The sequence below is a fragment of the Croceibacterium sp. TMG7-5b_MA50 genome (assembly GCF_039830145.1).
GTDB lineage: Bacteria > Pseudomonadota > Alphaproteobacteria > Sphingomonadales > Sphingomonadaceae > Croceibacterium.
This window is the reverse complement of the sequence record NZ_CP156082.1, coordinates 3,013,205-3,031,654: the sequence shown is the minus strand read 5'-3', so window position 1 is coordinate 3,031,654 and position 18,450 is coordinate 3,013,205. Positions and strand designations below refer to the sequence as shown.

The window sequence follows — 18,450 nt, the reverse complement described above, 5'->3', positions numbered from 1 at the left end:
GCTGGCAGGGCAGTCCCGTTCCACATCAGAAATCGTACCTCACACCCAGATAGAACTCCCGCCCATAATGGCGATATGCCTCGGGTCGCTGTGCGACCGAGTCCTCATAGTACAATTCATAGGTATCGGTCAGGTTCAGTCCCTCCAGCGACAGCGTCAGGCTGTCCGTCAGGCGATAGCTGACGGAGGCGTCGACGTTGAACTGGCTGCCCGTCGCCGTGCTGTCCTGCCCGCCGCGCGTCGGCACCTGGCGCACGAAGCTGGATCGGTAATTGGCCGACGCGCGGGCCGACAGACGGCTATCCTCGTAATACAGCGTGCCGTTGGCCGAATGCTTCGACAGGCCGACCAGCGGCAGCTGCGACGTGGCGCCGGTCGTGGCATTGATGATGTAGGTGATCTTGGAATCGGTGTAGGTGTAATTCGCCAGCACGCCGAAATTGGCCAGCGCGCCCGGCAGGAAGCGGAACGGCGCCTGGAAGTTCAGCTCCACACCCTTCAGCGGCCCGCCTTCCGTGTTCACCGGCTGCGAGAAGTCGAACAGGTCCGTCGGCAAGGCCGACGTGCCGTTCAGCACACTGTCGGGCAGGCCGGACGTGTTGAACGGCCGCGTCTCCCGAAAGGTCTGGATGTAGGTGCCGATGTCCTTGTAGAAGAAGCCGACCGACGCGATCGCTCCTTGCGCCCAGTACCATTCGGCGGTGGCGTCCAACGTATCCGCGGTGATGGGGTCCAGGAACGGATTGCCCGAAGTCACGAGCCGCCCACCGCCGGTGGCGTTGACCGATCCGCTGGGGATCAGCTGGCTAAGCGCCGGACGCGACATCACCTTCGAAGCGGCGAAGCGCAGCACCACCTCGTCCGCCGGCTCTACCGCCAGATTCAGCGCGGGCAGCCAGTTTTCGTATGACCGCTCCACCGTGACGAGCACGCCCGTGCCCGCCGCCTCCTGGAAGCCGGTGGAACGCTGCCCTGTATGGACGTAGCGGACGCCCAGATCACCGCGTACTGGCAGACCCGCGATCTCCACGTTGAAGTCCGCTTGCAGATAGGCGGCGGTATCCTCCTCCCGGACGGACCAGATGCTGGCGCGCGCGGCGGGGATGTCGCGGGTCAGCTCGTAACGGCCGGCGTTGGACAGGATGCCGAACGCCCGATCGAACGCCTCCACATTCGGCACCAGCCAATTGCGCGGCACCACGTCCGGCACGTCCAGTTGCTGCAATCCGCGCACCGGCATCAGCAAGTCGGCGATTTTCGTACCGGCGGGGATCGGCGGCGTGCCCGCCTCGTCACGCAGCTGCTGCGCGTCCGAGCTGACCTCGAACGTGCGGTAATTGCCGCCGAACAGCAGCGTCAGTTCGTCCATGACTTCCCACCTGAGGTCACCCGATGCCTGGCGGAAGCGGTTCTCCACATATTGCGGGCGGATGCGCAGGTCGGGTCCGGTGCGGCCCGTCGTGGCGGAAGCCGGATTGCTGAACGGGCTCTTCACCACGGGCCCGATGTAATAGGCGTTGGGGTCCAGCGTGTTGAAGTTGTAGTTCACCGCCGGCAGGCGCTTGCTGTCGCGCATGTCGATGACGAAGCCCTGCGAATTGATCCGGTCCGCCTGCAGCAGCAGCTGATCCTCGTCCAGCTCGCTACGGGAATCGCCGACATGGGCACGCAGGCTGAAGCGGTCGGTAAATTCGTGCGTCAGCTCCAGCCCGAATTGGCGAAAGGTGGCGATACCGTCGAACAGCTCGTTCTCCGACCGGAGGTCCACATTGTCGATCACGGCATAGACCAGATCGTTGTCCCGGATCTCGGCCTGGCGGAACACCATCTCCGGCTTGCCCTGCTGGTTCAGGCCACGGTTGAAGCCGATGGCGTTGATCCAGTAATTTTGGCGGATCTGCCGCTGGCGCGAGTACAGTGCGTCAAACGACAGCTGCGTCCGCTCAGTGGGTACCCATTGCAGCGCGCCGGTGAAGCCGTACCGCTCGTTGGTTAGGTCCCAGGTCCCGTAGCGCGGGAAGCGCGGGTGGAAGATCTGGGTGGAGGTCAGCTGCGCGGGCGTGATGCCGGTGGGGAACTGGTTGTAGCAGGCACTGGGGTTGGTAGCGGTGGGCACGCGGCGCGGGTCGCAGAACCCGCCGTTGGAGGCCATCGTATCCCACTGGCCGGAATTGTATCCTTCGCTGGCCTTGAACGTCTTGCTGTACGCACCCGACACCAGCACGCCGATCGTGCTGTCGGCAAAGGTGTCAGACAGCAGGCCGGCCAGCCGTGGATTGAACTTTTCAGACAGGTCGTTGTAGTTCGCCTTGGCCGTGGTCACCAGGGTGAAGCCCCGCCGGTAGTCGAACGGGCGGCCCGCCCGCAGATCCACCGTCGCGCCCAGCGATCCCTCCTCCACCTGGGCGGAGGAGGTCTTGCGCACGACCAATTCGTTGAACAGCTCGGACGCGAAGACGTTGAAGTCGAAGCCCCGTCCGCGGTTCACCAGGCCTATGGGGCCGGTGGAGACCGCCTGCGCCTCCATCCCGTTCAGGCGGACGCGGGTGAAGTCGGCGCCGAGCCCCCGCACGGAAATGGTCCGCCCCTCGCCTCCTTCGCGCTGCACCGCCACGCCGGGTACGCGCTGCAGGGACTCCGCCAGGTTAGCGTCGGGGAACTTGGCGATATCCTCCGCCTTGATGACGTCGATCACGCCGCTCGCCTCGCGCTTGTCGACCAATGCGGCGGCCAGGCTGGACCGGAAACCGGTGACGACGATGCTGCCGGTATCCTCCACATCATCGTCTGCCGGCGTCACCTGCGCCTGCTGCTCTCCACCGGTCTGCTGCTGCGCCATCGTCGGGGCGGCGCCGACCAGCACCGCCCCCAGAACCATGACGCTCGCCCCGTAAAGCCGCGCCGTCGACATCCTGCCCATGCCTGTCTCCCTGACTTTGTGCCGCCTTGTTCCGCCTTTCGGCGCCAGTGGCATCCTGTCACCTAACCTGTAATCTACATGCGCAGTGACTTACAAGAGAAATGACAGCATCCTGTCAGAATGACCTTGTGCCGGGCCGGTTCATCTGCTGATATGCGGCAATAGCTGACTGACAGGGTACGGCGCAGCGGGCATGACTTGCGCGGCCAGAACCCTGCGGAACAGGCAGGAGGGAAGAGGATGGGCAGCCCGACCAATGGCGTGATCCCGGTGATGATCACGCCGTTCACCGACGCGGGACAGGTCGACCGCGAGGGGCTGGAGCGACTGGTCGAGTGGTACATCGACCATGGCGCCAGCGCATTGTTCGCGGTCTGCCTGTCGAGCGAGATGTTCTTCCTCGACCGTGACGAGCGGCGGGAGGTCGCGCGTATCGTCGTCGATGCGACACGCGGCCGTATCCCGGTCGTGGTGTCGGGCCACGTGTCGGATGATCATGCCGGACAAGCGGCCGATCTGCGCGCCGTGGCGGATATCGGCGCCGATGCGCTGATCCTGATCACCAACCGGCTGGAAACGCCTGGCACTCCCGGTACGCTGATCGAGCGGGCGGAGCGGCTGATGGGCGAGGTGCCGGCCGACCTGCCGCTGGGCTTCTACGAATGCCCGCGCCCTGCCCGTCGTCTGCTGACTGACGAGGAGCTGCGCCACTTCGCGCAGACCGGCCGCTTCGTGCTGCTGAAGGACGTGTCCTGCGACCTGCCGACCATCCGTCGCCGGTTGGATATCGTCGCCGGCACGCCGCTGGCGATCAGCAACGCCAATGCCGCCATCGCTTTCGACGCGATGAAGGCGGGTGCGCGCGGCTTCTGCGGCATCTTCGCCAATTTCGCGCCCGACCTCTATCGCTGGCTGCTCGACCATGGGGAGGCGCAGCCCGACATCGCGGCGGAGATCGCGCCAATGCTGGCGCTCGGCTCCATGTGCGAGGCGTTCGGCTATCCCACCATCGCCAAGCTGTACCATCAGCGGATCGGCACCTTCGCCTCCACCCATACACGATCCTTGCCGGGCGACGTGCGCGAACAGGTGTGGGCAATCGATCCCCTGCTCGACAACATCGTCGCCGCGATCGGGAACGCGCGCGCCAGGATCGCCGCTACCAAGACCGCGTCGCGCGCCGCCGCGTGAAAGGGATCGTCCCGCTCGTCGACCGCCGGCAGGCCATGGCGCTGGTCGGCGGCACGCTGGCCGTCACCCCGCTGGCGGTACGGGCGCAACAGGCGGACGAGTCCGGCGGCCTCTCGGCGCAACGATTGCGGTGCGAGTGGCTGTTCGATCCGCTGGGTATCGATACGTTGCGGCCACGCTTCTGCTGGGAACTGGCGGCTGCGGGTGATCGGCGCGGGCAGCATGCCGCGCGGATGCGCGTGCTGGTGGCCAGCACGCCTGATCTGCTGCTGCAGCGACAAGGTGATGTGTGGGACAGCGGCGACTTGGTGACCCGCCTGCCGCGGGCGCAACCGGACGACCCGCTGCCGCTGACATCGCACACGCCTTATCACTGGATGGTCGGGACCATCGATCAGGCGGGCACCACGCGCTGGAGCACGCCCGCGACCTTCGCCACCGGTCTGCTCGCCCCGTCGGACTGGCGTGGACAATGGATCGCCGCCAGACCCGACCGAGTGGTGCCGGCGCATTTCCGTGGCCGAAGCCCCGATGGGCCGTTGTCGACGGAGGAGACGGTGCTGCCGCTCCTGCGCCGCCGCTTCATCCTGCCGGACAGACCGGCGCGGGCGATCATCTCGCTCGCCGGAATGGGCCATTTCGAGCTGACGGTGAACGGCCACGCGGTCACGACCAGCGTGCTCAATCCCGGCTGGACCGAATACAATCGGACTGTTCTCTATTCGACGTATGACGTCACCGACCTGCTGCAGCCGGGCGACAACATGCTGGGCGTGATGCTGGGCAACGGCATGTTCAACGTTGAACGCAAGGCGGACCGCAAGTCCAAATTCGTCGACAGCTACGGCAAGCCCAAGCTGCTGCTGCAGATGACGCTCCTCCGCCCGGACGGCACCACCAGCCATCTCGCCAGCGACGCCGAGTGGGAGACGAGCGACGGACCCATCCTGTTCTCCTCCATGTATGGCGGGGAAGATGTCGACGCCCGGCGCGAACAGGTCGGTTGGGACCTGCCGGGCGCTTCTGTTGCCGGCTGGACGCCAGTGCTGCCGGCCGGCGCCCCGGCGGGACGGTTGAAGGCCCAGGCCGTCCCGCCGGTAATCGTCCACGAACGCTTCACGACGATTGCCGTGACGGAGGCGAAGCCCGGCATCTTCATCTACGATCTCGGCCAGAACTTCTCCGGCCGGCCACATATCGTCGTGCGCGGGCCTGCCGGCATGAAGGTGCGGTTCACCCCGGCGGAGGTGCTGGGGCCGGACGGGCTGGTGTTCCAGCGCAGCTTCAATGCCGGGCCGGGCCGCTGGGTCACTTACGAATACACTCTGGCGGGGTCGGGGGAGGAGCGGTTCGTGCCGCGCTTCACCTATCACGGCTTCCGCTACATCCAAGTCGAAGGCGCAATACCGACGGGCGGCGGAGCCGAAATACCGCAGGTGATGACGATCCAGGGCGAGTTCCTGTTTTCGGACCTGCCGCGGGTCGGCACCTTCGATTGCAGCAAGCCACTGTTCAACCAGATCCATTCGCTGATCGAGCGGGCCGTGGTCAGCAATTCCTTCAGCATCCTGACCGACTGCCCGCACCGCGAAAAGCTGGCCTGGCTGGAACAGACACACCTCAATGCCGCGACCATCATGTACAATCGCGACAGCGCGGCATTGTACGAAAAGCTGGTCGACGACATCAACGACACGCAGCGAGCCGATGGCATGGTGCCCGGCATCGCGCCCGAATATGTTGCGTTCCTGGATGCGCAGGGCCGGGATCTTGATGCCCGCAACTCGCCCGAATGGGGCGCGGCGGTGATCCTGGCGTCATGGGCGGCGTATCAGAGCTACGGCGATCCGCAGCCGCTTGCCACCGGCTACCCCGCGATGCGCCGCTACCTCGACTACCTGGCCGGACGGGCGGAAGGCGACCTTGTCGATTTTGGACTGGGCGATTGGTACGATGTCGGCCCCGGCAGCCTTGGCGCCTCGCAATTGACGAACCGCGCGCTGACCGGGTCGGCTACCTGGTACCAGGCGCTGGTGACAACCGCGCGCATTGCCGAACTGTTCGGCAATACGGCGGATGCGCAGGCCTTTGCCGATCAGGCGCGACGTGTGCTCGTCGCGTTCAACCGGCGGTTCTTCAATTCGGCGCGCAACAGCTACGACCGGGGCAGCCAGACAGCCTGCGCCATGCCGCTGGCGCTGGGTATGGTCCCGGCTGGCCGGGAACCAGCGGTGCTGGATGCCTTGGTTGAGGCGGTTCGGGCCAACGCCAATGCGGTGACCGCGGGCGATGTCGGCTTCCACTACGTCGTGCGCGCGCTGGCGCACTATGGGCGCGACGATGTGCTGTTCGACATGATGTCGGTTACGGAGAGCCCCAGCTACGGCTACCAGATCGCGCGCGGCGCGACTGCGCTGACGGAGGCGTGGGACGCCGATCCGACCAAGTCGAACAACCACTTCATGCTGGGCCACGGAGAGGGCTGGCTGTTCGGGTATCTGGGCGGGATTCAGGTGGATTTCAGCCGCCGGGATGCCGGTGCGATAACGATCGCCCCACGCCCGGTCGGGGACGTGACCTCCGCCACCGCCAGCCTGCGCACCATCCATGGCGAGGTGCGCAGCGCATGGCAGCGTGCCGGCGGGCTGCTGACCATGGACGTGCTGGTCCCGCCCGGGGTCGAGGCGACGGTGATCGTGCCCACCGCCACGCCCGACGCGGTTCGCGAGGGTGGCCGCCGTCTGCGCGGGGCACCGGGCATCCGACCTGTCAGCGCCGAGGCAGCGGGCCTGCGGCTGGTGGTGGGTTCGGGCCAGTACCGCTTCACCGCTCCGTTCGAAGGATTGCCCAGGTGATCACACCCCGTTCCCCCGCCGCCCATACTGCCCGCCTCCGGCGCCTTCAGGTGACGGGCCTCGCCTTGCTGGTGCTGACAGGTACGCTCAATTATCTCGATCGCAGCGCGCTTTCGATCGCCAACGGCGCCATTCGGGAAGAGATGCAGCTGACGCTGGGGCAGATGGGGATCCTGCTGTCGGCCTTCTCGTGGAGCTACGCCGTGGCGCAATTGCCGATCGGCGGGGTGATCGACCGGTTCCGTCCGCGCGTGGTGCTGGCGATCGGCATCATCGTGTGGTCGGTCGCGCAGGCAGCCTGCGGACTGGTGCGCAGCTTCGGCGCGTTCATCGGCGCGCGCGTTGTGCTGGGCGTCGGCGAATCGCCGCAATATCCCGCCGCCGCGCGGGTGGTCAGCGACTGGTTCCCGCGCGACCGGCGCGGCATGCCGACCGGCATCTTCAACGCCGCCTCCCCACTCGGCACCGCACTGGCGCCGCCGCTGCTCAGCCTCATCATCATCGCCTGGGGCTGGCGGGAAATGTTCGTGGTGCTGGGCATCGCCGGCTTCTTCGTGGCCGCGATCTGGTGGGTCATGTACCGCAACCCTGCCGACGTGGCCCTGCTGCCGGAAGAACGCGCTTACATCGATGACGGCGCTGCCGATGGTCCGCGCAAGCCGGCATTGGCGGAATGGGGCGCGCTGTTCCGCCATGGCACCACCTGGGCCATGATCCTGGGCTTCTTCGGGTCGGTCTACCTCAACTGGCTCTATCTGACCTGGCTGCCCAGCTATCTGCAGATCGAACGCGGCATGGACACGATCAAGTCGGGCTTCGCCGCCTTTGTGCCGTTCTTCTGCGGGTTCATCGGCTGCCTTGTCGCCGGTTGGCTGTCGGACTGGCTGGTGCGCCGCACGGGTTCCGTCCTGCTCGGACGCAAATACCTGGTCGTGGCGGCGATGTTCGGCATGGCCGCCTTCACCCTGCCGGGCGCGCTGGTGGCCAGCAACGCCGTGGCCCTCGCCTGCATCTCGGCCGCGGTGTTCCTGGCCAATGTCGCCAGCGTGGGATCATGGGCGCTGGTGTCCGCGGTGGCCCCATCCCGTCAGGTCGCCTCCCTCGGCGGGCTGCAGAATTTCGGCGGTTTCATCGGCGGCGCGCTGGCCCCGATCGTGACCGGCTTCGTCGTCGATGCCAGCGGCAGCTTCGTCCCGGCGCTGGCTATCGGGGCTGCGGTCGTTACGGCGTCGGCCTTCGTCTACCTGTTCGGGGTACGCCGGCCGATCACGCCAGACCACGACACGAGCGCCGACATGCCGGACCTGCCGGCCGGCGCGCCCGCCTCCTGACAGGACCGGGTCACAGACGGAACTGCTCGCGCTCGTCATGCAGGCGCAGTTCTTCCCGCTCGACCGTCATGATGAGGCCGAAGGCCAGCATGATCGTCATCATGGCCGAACCGCCGTGGCTGATGAACGGCAGCGGGATGCCCATGACCGGCGTGACCCCGGTCGCGGTCAGCATGTTCATCGCGACGTAGAAGAACACGGTCGTCGTGACTCCGGCGGCCAGCAGCTTGCCGAAGCGGGAAGTGGACCTGCGCGCCGTGCGGTAGCCCCAGTGGAACAGCCACAGATACAGCGCCAGCAGCCCCAGTCCAATGAACAGGCCCCATTCCTCGAACAGGGTGGCGAAGACGAGGTCGGTGTGATGTTCGGGCAGGTATTGCAGCTGTCCCTGCGTTCCCTTCAGGAAACCCTTGCCGAAGATGCCGCCCGAACCGATCGCGATCTTGGACTGGATGACGTGGTAGCCGGCGCCCAGCGGGTCGGATTCAGGATCGATGAAGCTGATCAGACGCACCTGCTGATATGGCTGGAGAACGAAGAAATATGCCAGCGGCGCCAGAACCGCCGCAGCCCCGCCCGCCAGCATGAACAGGCGCAGCGGCGCACCGGCCAGGAACATCACGACCGCACCCGCGACTATCAGGACCAGCGCCGTGTCGAGATCGGGCTGCACCAGCACCAGCACGGCAGGCGCGCCCATGATCGCGGCGGCCAGACCCGTCGCCTTCCAGTTCGCCGTCTCCGCCGCGGGCAGCATCTCGTAGAACCGGGCGAGCGCCATGATGATGGACAGCTTCATCAGCTCGGACGGCTGGATCGTCAGCGGCCCCAGCGACAGCCAGCGCTGGCTGCCGCCGCCGACCTGCCCGATGATCTCCACCAGCAGCAGCAGGAACAGGCAGGCACCGTAGGCGGGCAGCGCCACCTGCCGCAGCAGATTGAGCCCCATCATCCGCACCGCCAGCGCCAGCACCAGGAACACGGCGAACTGCATGAGGTGGGCCGTGGCCCATGGCTGCATCGACGCACCGGCGGCGGAATACAGCACGGCTGTCCCGAACAGGCTGAGGCCCGTGATCGCGAAGATGACCTTCCAGGGCAGGATCGCGAGGCGGCGGGGAAGAAAGCCGAGCATCATGTCACAATCGAACAAAGGGGTTGGATAACGGTTTCAGGCGACACCTGCGGGTGCCGAGTCAAGCTCAGCCGAGGTCACGACCGGCATGGTCATGCCGCTGGTCGCGCACGTCGCCAAGCTCGTCCGCCAGCGGATCGTCCTCCAGCCCCTGCAGCCGCGTTCCCGACAGATAGGTGCCGCGGGCCAGCAATTGCGCGCCCAGCGGCAAGGTCACAAGCAGGAAGATGATTGCCAGCCAAGCGGTCGAACTGCGGTCCACCTGCCCCGATGCCATCACACCCACGAGCAGCAATGCGGTGCCGAGCGTGCCCGCCTTCGTCGCGCTGTGCATGCGCTGCAACGGGTCGGGCAGGCGGATGACGCCGATCGCGGCAATCAGCAGGAACGCCGCGCCCAGACCCTGCAGTACCATCGCCAGCATGTTCAGGCCCCCTTCCGCTTGCGTTCAAGGAACACCGAAAAGCCCGCTGTCGCGATGAAGTTGATCAGCGCTACCCCCAGCGCGATGTCCAGGAACGCGCCACGACCGGTGGTCAGCGCCGTCAGTGCGGCAAAGCCTACGGCCACTGCCGTAAGCATGTCCAGCGCCACGAAGCGGTCGGCGAAGCTTGGGCCACGCACCATGCGCCAACCCGCCAGGCACAGTGCGACAGCCAGCATGATGCCGAGAACAGCAACAAAGGCGGTCATGCTTCCAGTTCCCTGATCCAGCGTACGAAGTGCCGCTTGAAACGCGCCGCCCATTCGGCCGCATCGGGCGTATGCAGGACGTGAATATACAGCAGGCGCCGATCGTCCGACACGTGCAGGCAGGTCGAGCCGGGCGTCAGCGAGGCAAAGTACGCCGCCAGCGCCACCGCCCATGGGCGTTCCAGCTCGGTCGGGACCACGATGATCGCGGGCGAGGTACCGATACGCGGCGACAGCACGATGCGCGCCACACCCAGAGAGGCGACAACCAGATCCCACAGGAACACCGCCACCAGCATCAGCACAGCCCGGGCACGGCGCAGCGCAATCATCCGAGCTCTCCCAGGGAGCGCGCGGAGAGCCGTGCGACATTCAGCAGCCAGCCCGGCGCCAGCCCGATCGCCAGCGTCGCGCCCGACAGCATGCCCATCGCCAGCAGCCCGCTCCGCGGCAGGGGGCGCTGCGTCCGGCCATTGCGCGGGTCCTTCCAGCAGGCATCGGACCAGAACAGCGCCATGGACACGATCGTCATCAGCCCGGCCAGGAGGCCGATCGCGCCGAGCCAAGGCATGCCGGCATCGAAACTTTCGCGGATCATGATAAGCTTGGCGAAGAATCCCGACAGCGGCGGAATGCCGGCCAGCGACAGCACCGGAACCGCAAACAGCAGCGCGAATAGCGGCTCCTGCCGCACCATGCCGCCCGTACGGGTCAGGTCCCAACTGCCGCTGGCGCGCCGAATTAGACCGGCGCCAAGGAACAGGTTGGCCTGCACGATGATCGAATGGACCATGTAGAACACCGCCGCCGCCAGCCCTTCGCGAGTGGCCAGGGCCAGCGCCGCCATCATGTAGCCGACCTGCGCGATCACATGATAGGCCAGCAGCCGCCGCATGTCCGTCTGTGCCAACGCACCAGCCGCGCACACGACCATGGTCGCCGCCGCGATCAGGCCCAACGCCGGCATGAGCTGTTCCGCCGGAAGGCCGCCCGAACCCACTCCGTACAGGCCGGCGAACACCAGCAGCAGGGCATAGAAGCCCATCTTGGTCAGCAATCCGGCGAACAGCGCCGCCACAGTCACGGGCGCCGTGTGGTAGGATGCGGGCAGCCACAGGTGAAAGGGGAACAGCCCGGCCTTCAATGCGAATCCGCCCAGCAGCAGCGCGGCGGCGATGACGGTGGCGGCACTGCGCGGCTGATCGGCCAGCGCCGCCGCGGCGCGCGAAATGTCCAGCGTTCCCGTGCTGCCATACATCATCCCGATGCCGAGCAGGATGAAGGTCGCGCCCAGCATCCCGAATGTGGCGTAGCGGATCGCGCCGTCGATCTGCGTGCGCCGGCGATCGATTGTCAGCAGCCCTAGGGCGGAAACCAGCGCCAGCTCGAACCAGACATACAGGTTGAACAGGTCGTCCGTCAGGAAGGCGCCGTTCACCGCGCCGATCATGGCCAGCATCAGCGCGTCGTAGCCGGAACGGCGGCGACGCGGCCCGATATCGCCAAGTGCATAGATCGCGGAGGCGAGCGCCACCAGCGCCGTGACCAGCACCAGCGCCGCGCCCGGGAGCGCCGCGACAAAGCCGATCCCGAACGGCTGCGGCCAGCCGCCGAAGACACTGCCGACCAGCCGCACGCCCCCTGCCGTGCGCCAGAACAGCGCCAGCGACAGTGCCGCAAGCGCCGCCAGCGCGATCAGGCCGACCGCCCTCGTCAGGGCAGGCCGCCCGCGTGCGAGCAGCGCAAGCACGGCGCCGATGAACGGCACCGCCACCGGGGTCATCACCAGCAGCGCGTCAGGCATTCGTCGGATCCCGCTCCTGCGGCGGGCCGAGGGATTCCGCTGCTTCCACCTGCCGCGAATCCACCGACCTCTCCGCGCGCCATGCACGCAGCACCAGCACGGCCAGGACGACGGTCAGAGCGAAGCCGATCACGATCGCGGTCAGCACCAGTGCCTGGGCCAGCGGATCGGCCGCCTGGCCCAAGGTCTGCTGCCCGTCCGCGATGATCGGCGGTTGCTCGCTGCGGATCTTGCCCGCCAGCGACAGCAGCAGGTTTGCGCCAGTCGCCAACATGGACAGGCCCAGCAGCACCCGCACCAGATTGCGCGACAGGATCATGAACAGGGCGCAGGCGATGATCGCCGCCCCGACGAAGGCATAGAGGATCGTCATCGCGCCGCCTCCCGCTGCAGGCCGAACAGGAAGGTCAGCACGGCGCCGAGCACCACCAGATACACCCCCAGGTCGAAAACCATCGTCGTACCCACCTTGGGCAGCCATCCATCAGGCTCCCACCACAGGTGGGTCAGGTATGGCTGTCCGGCCATCACGCCGGGAAGGCCGCTCGCCAGCGCGCACAGCATGCCGGCGCCCACTAGAGTCAGCGGGCGGACCCGAAGGGCGCGCTCCGCCCAGTCGACGCCATAGGCAAGCGCCAGCAGCGCAAAGGCGAGCGCCGCGACCAGCCCGCCGACGAAGCCACCGCCAGGCTGGTCGTGACCACGCCACAGGATGACGAGCGACGCGGCGAACAGCAGCCAGCTGAGCACCCGGCCCGACACCATGAGGGAGAAATGCACCGGCTGCGGCTGACCTGCCAGCACGGTGCCCCCGCGCGTCATCAGCAGGGATCGGGCCAGCACCGCGGCGATCGCGATCACGGTGGTTTCCCCCAGCGTATCGAACGCGCGGAAGTCCACCAGGATGACATTCACCACATTGTGCCCCTTGCCGACCAGATAGGCGGCGCGGCCGTAGAACTCGCTTGCCGGGGATGCTTGCGGATCGGCCGCCATGTCGACGAAGCCGCAGAACAGCAGGACGCCGACGGCACAGGCGACCAGCGCATCGACCCGCCGCATCAGCGGGCTTCGAGTAGCCGCCGTCGCCAGCGGCACGGCCAGCAGCAGCGCGGTCAGCAGTACCACCAGCAGCACCTCCACCGCGAACTGCGTCAGCGCCAGATCGGGCGCCCCGTTCATCATGAAGGTCAGCGCGATGGCAAAGCCCGTCAGCCCGGTCGCGATCATCGCGCCCAGCAGGCTGGCGGCGCGCGTCGCCGCGATGCCCCCGCCCAGCCCGGCCAGCGCCACGATCGCCGGGGCGACCCGGATCGGGTCCCCGACGGGCAGGCGCGGCAGGCCCACGGCGGCCATTGACCACGCGCCAAGCGCCGCGACGCCGACAACCACCAGCAGCAGATACCGGCGCAGATCACCATGCTGCAGCACCTGCGTGATCGCGTTGGCGCCGCGGATCAGACCGCGCAGGCTCGCCTCCCAAATCCGCTCCACCGCCAGCGTGTCGAACCGATCCATCGCCCGCAGCCTGGCGTGGATCGGCCGCCAGAAACGGACGATCAGCGCCCCGATGGTCAGCACCACCGCGCTCAGCAGCAGCATCGGAGTGATGCCGTGCCATACCGCGATATCGACCTGCACGGGCGCACGGTACACGGCGGCCACCGCCGGACGAAGTACCACGCGGGTCATCCAGTCGGGCTCCAGGCTGAGGATCAGGCCCGCCAGCGCCAGCACCAGCGGCGGCATCACCAGGGAGAAGCTTTCCCCGTGGCGCACATCGATCTGCCTGACCTGACCGTCCCGCCGCCCCAGGAAGAACGGCCGCAGGGTGACGACCCCGGCCACGCCCACCATCACGGCATTGACGATCACCGCCGCTGCCAGCGGGATCGTCTCCCAGCTGCTCTCAAGCTGCGCTTCGAACAGGAATTCCTTGGATACGAAGCCCAGGAACGGCGGAATGCCGGCCATTGACAGGCTCGCGCCGAGGCTCGCCACGGCGGTCAGCGGCAGGACGCGCACCAGCCCGCTGGTCGGACGCAGCCGCTGCGTCCCCGTGGCGTGCAACACCGACCCTGCGCAGAAGAACAGCGCCGCCTTGTACAAGGCATGCGACAGCAGGAAGCCGACCATGGCCACCGTCGCCGCCGGACCGTCCAGCCCGACAAGCAGCGTCAGGATGCCTAGCGAGGCGATGGTGGAATAGGCGAGCGCACTCTTGAAGCTTTCCGCCCGCAACGCCTGCACTGCGGCCACCAGCATCGTGATGCATGCAACCGTTATCACGACCGGCCGGCCCCAGCTGATCGCGGCGAACACCGGCTCGAACCGGGCGAGCAGATAGATGCCCAGCTTCACCATCGTCGCCGAGTGAAGATAGGCGGAGGCAGGCGTGGGCGCCTGCATCGCATTCGGCAGCCAGAAGTGGAACGGGAACTGCGCCGATTTGGTGAACGCCGCGATCAGGATGCAGGCGACGATCGGGCCGCCATAGGGGCTCGCCGCCAGCAGGTCGGCCCGGTCGATCGCCACCGCCATCGAATAGGTGTCGAGAACGTGCCCGATCATCAGCACCGCGGCCAGCAGCATCAGCCCGCCGAACGCCGTGACCTGCAACGCCATCAACGCCGCCCGCCGTGACCGCGCGCTGCGGCTGTCGAAACCGATTAACAGGAACGAGATGATGCTGGTCGCCTCCCACGCCATCAGCATGACCAGCAGGTTCTCCGCCAGCACGGTGACCAGCATGGCGGAAAGGAACAGGAGGATCAGCAGGAAGAACCGACTGCGCTCCACCCGCGACTTCGTCGTCAGATAGGCGCCGGCATAGATGATGACGAGCGCACCGATCCCCGTGATCAGCAAGCAGAACAGGAAGGAGAATCCGTCCAGCCGGAAGGTCAGGTCCAGCCCCAGCATCGGCGCCCATTGCCGCCCCTCGCCCAGCACCCAGCCCCGCTCCACGAACTCGGCGAGGCGAACGAAGGCGATCAGCAATCCCGCCGGCAGCAGCGCGATGACAAGGCCCGCACCTTTGCCGATCACGCGCGCGAACAGCGGCATCAACAGCGCGCCGACCAGCGAGATCAGGAGAATCGTGAACATGCAGGGCTATTGCCGCACTCGGGCGCGGAAAACAGCCCATCCGCGACATTCTTGTTGCCGGCTGCTCAGCCGAGGGCGACGATGGCGAGGCACACGGCCACCCCCACGATGATGTTGGTCGGCACGCCGATGCGCACGAAATCCGCGAACCGATATTCACCCGCGGTGTAGACCAGCGCGTTGGTCTGGTACCCGATCGGTGTCGCGAAGCAGGCCGACGCGCCGATCATGACGGCGATGATCAACGGCCGGGCATCGATGCCTAGATCCATCGCCAGCTGGATCACCACCGGGGTGACGATCGCGGCGACCGCATTGTTGCTGAGCAGTTCCGACAGCAGCAGCGTCACGAAGTAGATCACGAAGATCAGCGCCGTGGGCGACGCAGTGGCGAGCAGCGGGGTGAACCAAGACACCATCAGCTCCACGCTGCCAGCCTGCTCCAGCCCGGTGCCGACCGCCAGCATGGCGAGGATCAGGATCAGCACGTTACCATCGATCGACGACCACGCCTCCTCCGCATCAATGCAGCGCGTCACCAGGATGACGCCGATGGCGATGACCGCAGCGATGGAGATCGGCACCAGATCGAACGCGGCGACCGCCACCGTCACGGCCAAAGCTCCGATGGCGATCGGGGCCTTGTTGCGGCGGAAGGGCCGGGTCAGCGTCTGATCTACGCCCAGCAGGTTGCGATTCTCCCGCAATTGCTGGATCTGCCGTGGCTCCCCGGTAACGAGCAGTCGGTCGGCCGCCCGGATGCGCGCATTGCCGAGGTCCGGACCGGGCAGGTGATTGTGGCGCGACACGCCCAGCACGCGGACACCCACCCGGCTGAGGAACGGGATGTCCGCCAATCGCCGCCCGATGGATGGGTGGGAGGGGGAGATCATCGTCTCCACCGCTTCGCCCACATCGGCCGCCGGACTGGTCGGGCCACCGATGCCGATCTCGAAATCGCGGCTGGTGCGCAGCGTCATCAGCTCCACCGCGCTGGCCCGTACGACCAGCCGGTCGCCCCGCCGCAGGAAACGATCTTCGAGTCCGCGGCGCAATGTCTCCATACCGCGCCTCAGCCCCAGCAGCTTCACACCGCCCTTGAACAGGGGCAGGCTCGGCAAAGGCCGATCGATCAACTGGCACCCTGCGCTTGGCGTCAGTTCCGTCAGGTAGTCGGCGCCCGCCCCGGCATTCTCGTTCGACACCGGATCGCTCGGCAGCAGGCGGATGAGCAACAGGATCGCCACAATGCCGGCGATCACGCCAGCAAGGCCGTAGGGCGTGATCTCGAAGATGCCGAATGCCGGCATTCCCGCCTTGCGCGCGATGCCGTCGACGATCAGGTTTGTGGAGGTGCCGATCAGCGACAGGCAGCCGCCCAGCACCGCCAGTATCGACATCGGCATCAGCAGCCGCTTCGCCGGGATTCCCGTCGCTTCCGCCAGGCGGAACATGATGGGGATCATGATCACCACCACCGGCGTGTTGTTCAGGAAGGGGGAGGCGACCAGCAGGCCGGCGAACACCTCCACCACCGCCAGCCGGGGCCGGCGCGTCGCCCGGGCGACGATGACGTTGATGACGGCCTCGATCGCTCCCGTGCGCATCAGCGCGCCGGACAGCACCAGCATGGCGCCTACCGCAATGGGCGCGCTGTTGCTGAATGTGCCGAAGAAACCGTCCGCGTCCAGCAGCCCAGTCACCAGGAACGCGCAGGTGCCGATCAGCGCGACAACCGTCACGGGGAACCGCTCCCGCAGGAACTCGACGAACATCGCCGCCAGGATCAGCAGACCGATGGCCGCACTGTGCGCGTCAATGAACCCCTGGATCGATGCGATCATGCCCGGCAGGGTCCTGACGAACCACTTGGACGGGCGGCAGCGCGGTCATGCATCTCGTGGTCTCTAGAACGGGCGCGGCGGGAAGCTGCGCAGATCGGGGCGGAAGCGTCAGGCGCAGGTTCAATCCACCGCCGCAAATGCCAACGTGACGGCGGCGACCATGTTCCGGACGGCTCGCCTCAGGCGATCACCGCTCGCTTACGGCTGTAAAGGAAGTAGACCGCCAGGCCGACAATGTTCCATACGCCGAACCAGATCTGGGTCTGGACCGGCAGGCTGAAGAACAGATAGGCGCAGCCGCCGATGGCCACCGGGCCGACCAGCCATGGCAGCGGCGTGGCGAAGGTGCGCCGGGCATCGGGCGCGCGCCGGCGCATGATCAGCATGCAGGCCGACACGGCGGTGAACGCCGCCAGCGTGCCGGCATTGGCCAGCGCGGCCAGCTCGCCCAACGGGATCAGGCCCGCCAGCACGGCCACGATGGCGGCGGTGAACAGCGTGATCCTGACCGGTGTGCCGCGCGCCGACACCTGCGCCAGGCTGGCCGGCAGCATGCCGTCGCGCGCCATGGTGAAGAAGATCCGGCTCTGCCCGTAGAAGAAGGCGAGGATCACCGTCGGCAGCGCGATCACCGCCGACGCGGCCAGGTATTGCGCCGCCAGCGGCTGGCCCAGTTCGCGCAGGATCAGCGCCAGCGGCTCCGGACTGTTGGCGAAACGGGTATAGGACACCGCGCCGACGGCCGCGCCGCCCACCGCCACATAGATGGCGACACAGATGAGCATGGAGCCGACAATGCCGATCTTGAGATCGCGGCCGGGGTTCTTCGCCTCCTCCGCCGCGGTAGCGATGGCATCGAAGCCGTAGAAGGCAAAGAAGATGATCGCCGCCGCCGCCATGACGCCGCGCTCGACCCCGTCCGGGCCCATGGTCTTGGCAAAGCCGTACGGGCTGAACGGCACCATGTTGGCGGTGTCGAAAGCGGGCATGGCGACGATCACGAACACGACCAGCGCGACGATCTTGACCAGCACTAGCACCGCATTGACGGTCGCGCTTTCCCGCGTCCCGCGCAGCAGCAGGCCGGCGACGACGGCGATGATGGCGACCGCCGGCAGGTTGATGATCCCGCCAAGTTCGGGTCCCTGCATCAGTGCGGTGGGCACACCCAGCGTCTCGCGCAGCAGCGGAGCAGCATAGCCGGACCAGCCGACCGCCACGGCGGAGACGACCAGGGAATATTCCAGGATCAGGCTCCACCCCACGATCCAGGCGAGCAGTTCCCCGATGACGACATAGGTGTACGTGTAGGCGCTGCCCGACGCCGGGATCATGGTCGCCATCTCGGCGTAGGCGAGCGCGGCACAGGCGCAGATCACCCCTGCCACCGCGAAGGCCAGCACCACCGCCGGCCCGGCCTTGTCCGCGCCGACGCCGATCAACGTCAGGATACCCGTTCCGACGATCGCGCCCACCCCCAGGGCAATCAGATGCGGCCAGCCGAGAGAGCGGGCGAGTGCCTGCTGCCCTCCGTGGTCAGGGGTCACGTGCTTACGGCGGAACAAGCTT

General features: G+C 67.0%; 13 protein-coding genes. 3 read left to right on the top strand and 10 right to left on the bottom strand.

The features are described from left to right. Nucleotides 1-25: 25 nt before the first annotated feature. Nucleotides 26-2,920 carry a TonB-dependent receptor gene (locus tag V5740_RS13810; protein ID WP_347303043.1) on the bottom strand — a complete coding sequence of 965 codons (2,895 nt, stop codon included), beginning with the start codon at nucleotides 2,918-2,920 and terminating at the stop codon, nucleotides 26-28. Nucleotides 2,921-3,160: 240 nt separating this feature from the next. On the opposite strand from V5740_RS13810, the gene V5740_RS13805 reads away from it, so the two are divergent. Genes V5740_RS13805 through V5740_RS13795 form a run of 3 tightly spaced genes read left to right on the top strand, consistent with a single transcriptional unit; the run spans nucleotide 3,161 to nucleotide 8,297 of the window. Next, nucleotides 3,161-4,111: a dihydrodipicolinate synthase family protein gene (locus V5740_RS13805; RefSeq protein ID WP_347303042.1), complete on the top strand. Its 951-nt coding sequence runs from the start codon at nucleotides 3,161-3,163 to the stop codon at nucleotides 4,109-4,111. Then, nucleotides 4,108-6,966, top strand: coding sequence for a family 78 glycoside hydrolase catalytic domain (locus tag V5740_RS13800; protein WP_347303041.1), 2,859 nt, complete (start codon nucleotides 4,108-4,110; stop codon nucleotides 6,964-6,966). Before V5740_RS13805 ends, V5740_RS13800 begins: the two co-directional genes overlap by 4 nt. Then, entirely contained in the window at nucleotides 6,963-8,297 is a 1,335-nt protein-coding gene (locus tag V5740_RS13795) for an MFS transporter (protein WP_347303040.1), read from the top strand. The genes V5740_RS13800 and V5740_RS13795 overlap by 4 nt, the downstream gene beginning before the upstream one ends. Nucleotides 8,298-8,307: 10 nt before the next feature. Here the strand turns inward: V5740_RS13795 and rodA are convergent, their stop codons facing one another. The 9 genes from rodA to V5740_RS13750 form a co-directional block, all read right to left on the bottom strand. Next, complete coding sequence (rodA, locus tag V5740_RS13790) at nucleotides 8,308-9,435, bottom strand: rod shape-determining protein RodA (protein WP_347303039.1); 1,128 nt, start codon at nucleotides 9,433-9,435, stop codon at nucleotides 8,308-8,310. Between the two features lie 64 nt (nucleotides 9,436-9,499). Next, nucleotides 9,500-9,856: a monovalent cation/H(+) antiporter subunit G gene (gene mnhG / locus V5740_RS13785; RefSeq protein ID WP_347303038.1), complete on the bottom strand. Its 357-nt coding sequence runs from the start codon at nucleotides 9,854-9,856 to the stop codon at nucleotides 9,500-9,502. 2 nt (nucleotides 9,857-9,858) lie between these two features. Continuing rightward, entirely contained in the window at nucleotides 9,859-10,125 is a 267-nt protein-coding gene (locus V5740_RS13780) for a monovalent cation/H+ antiporter complex subunit F (protein ID WP_347303037.1), read from the bottom strand. Further along, entirely contained in the window at nucleotides 10,122-10,457 is a 336-nt protein-coding gene (locus tag V5740_RS13775) for a Na+/H+ antiporter subunit E (RefSeq protein ID WP_347303036.1), read from the bottom strand. The genes V5740_RS13780 and V5740_RS13775 overlap by 4 nt, the downstream gene beginning before the upstream one ends. Continuing rightward, the gene (locus V5740_RS13770) at nucleotides 10,454-11,929 is read right to left on the bottom strand and encodes a proton-conducting transporter membrane subunit (protein ID WP_347303035.1); all 1,476 of its coding nucleotides are present in this window, start codon (nucleotides 11,927-11,929) and stop codon (nucleotides 10,454-10,456) included. Before V5740_RS13770 ends, V5740_RS13775 begins: the two co-directional genes overlap by 4 nt. Beyond that, complete coding sequence (locus tag V5740_RS13765; protein WP_347304542.1) at nucleotides 11,922-12,296, bottom strand: sodium:proton antiporter; 375 nt, start codon at nucleotides 12,294-12,296, stop codon at nucleotides 11,922-11,924. The genes V5740_RS13770 and V5740_RS13765 overlap by 8 nt, the downstream gene beginning before the upstream one ends. Before the next feature lie 2 nt (nucleotides 12,297-12,298). Next, complete coding sequence (mbhE, locus tag V5740_RS13760; protein WP_347303034.1) at nucleotides 12,299-15,037, bottom strand: hydrogen gas-evolving membrane-bound hydrogenase subunit E; 2,739 nt, start codon at nucleotides 15,035-15,037, stop codon at nucleotides 12,299-12,301. A gap of 65 nt (nucleotides 15,038-15,102) precedes the next feature. Next, nucleotides 15,103-16,881 (bottom strand): SLC13 family permease, encoded by a 1,779-nt coding sequence (locus V5740_RS13755; protein ID WP_347303033.1) that lies wholly within the window; start codon nucleotides 16,879-16,881, stop codon nucleotides 15,103-15,105. A 179-nt stretch (nucleotides 16,882-17,060) separates the two neighbouring features. Beyond that, complete coding sequence (locus V5740_RS13750; protein ID WP_347303032.1) at nucleotides 17,061-18,428, bottom strand: amino acid permease; 1,368 nt, start codon at nucleotides 18,426-18,428, stop codon at nucleotides 17,061-17,063. Nucleotides 18,429-18,450 lie beyond the last annotated feature (22 nt).

Bases quoted from the DNA above. Each gene is read 5' to 3' on its own strand.
- mbhE (WP_347303034.1), bottom strand. From the start codon at position 15,037: ATGTTCACGATTCTCCTGATCTCGCTGGTCGGCGCGCTGTTGATGCCG.
- V5740_RS13805 (WP_347303042.1), top strand. From the start codon at position 3,161: ATGGGCAGCCCGACCAATGGCGTGATCCCGGTGATGATCACGCCGTTC.
- V5740_RS13755 (WP_347303033.1), bottom strand. From the start codon at position 16,881: ATGATCGCATCGATCCAGGGGTTCATTGACGCGCACAGTGCGGCCATC.
- V5740_RS13810 (WP_347303043.1), bottom strand. From the start codon at position 2,920: ATGGGCAGGATGTCGACGGCGCGGCTTTACGGGGCGAGCGTCATGGTT.
- V5740_RS13780 (WP_347303037.1), bottom strand. From the start codon at position 10,125: ATGACCGCCTTTGTTGCTGTTCTCGGCATCATGCTGGCTGTCGCACTG.
- V5740_RS13770 (WP_347303035.1), bottom strand. From the start codon at position 11,929: ATGCCTGACGCGCTGCTGGTGATGACCCCGGTGGCGGTGCCGTTCATC.
- rodA (WP_347303039.1), bottom strand. From the start codon at position 9,435: ATGATGCTCGGCTTTCTTCCCCGCCGCCTCGCGATCCTGCCCTGGAAG.
- V5740_RS13775 (WP_347303036.1), bottom strand. From the start codon at position 10,457: ATGATTGCGCTGCGCCGTGCCCGGGCTGTGCTGATGCTGGTGGCGGTG.
- mnhG (WP_347303038.1), bottom strand. From the start codon at position 9,856: ATGCTGGCGATGGTACTGCAGGGTCTGGGCGCGGCGTTCCTGCTGATT.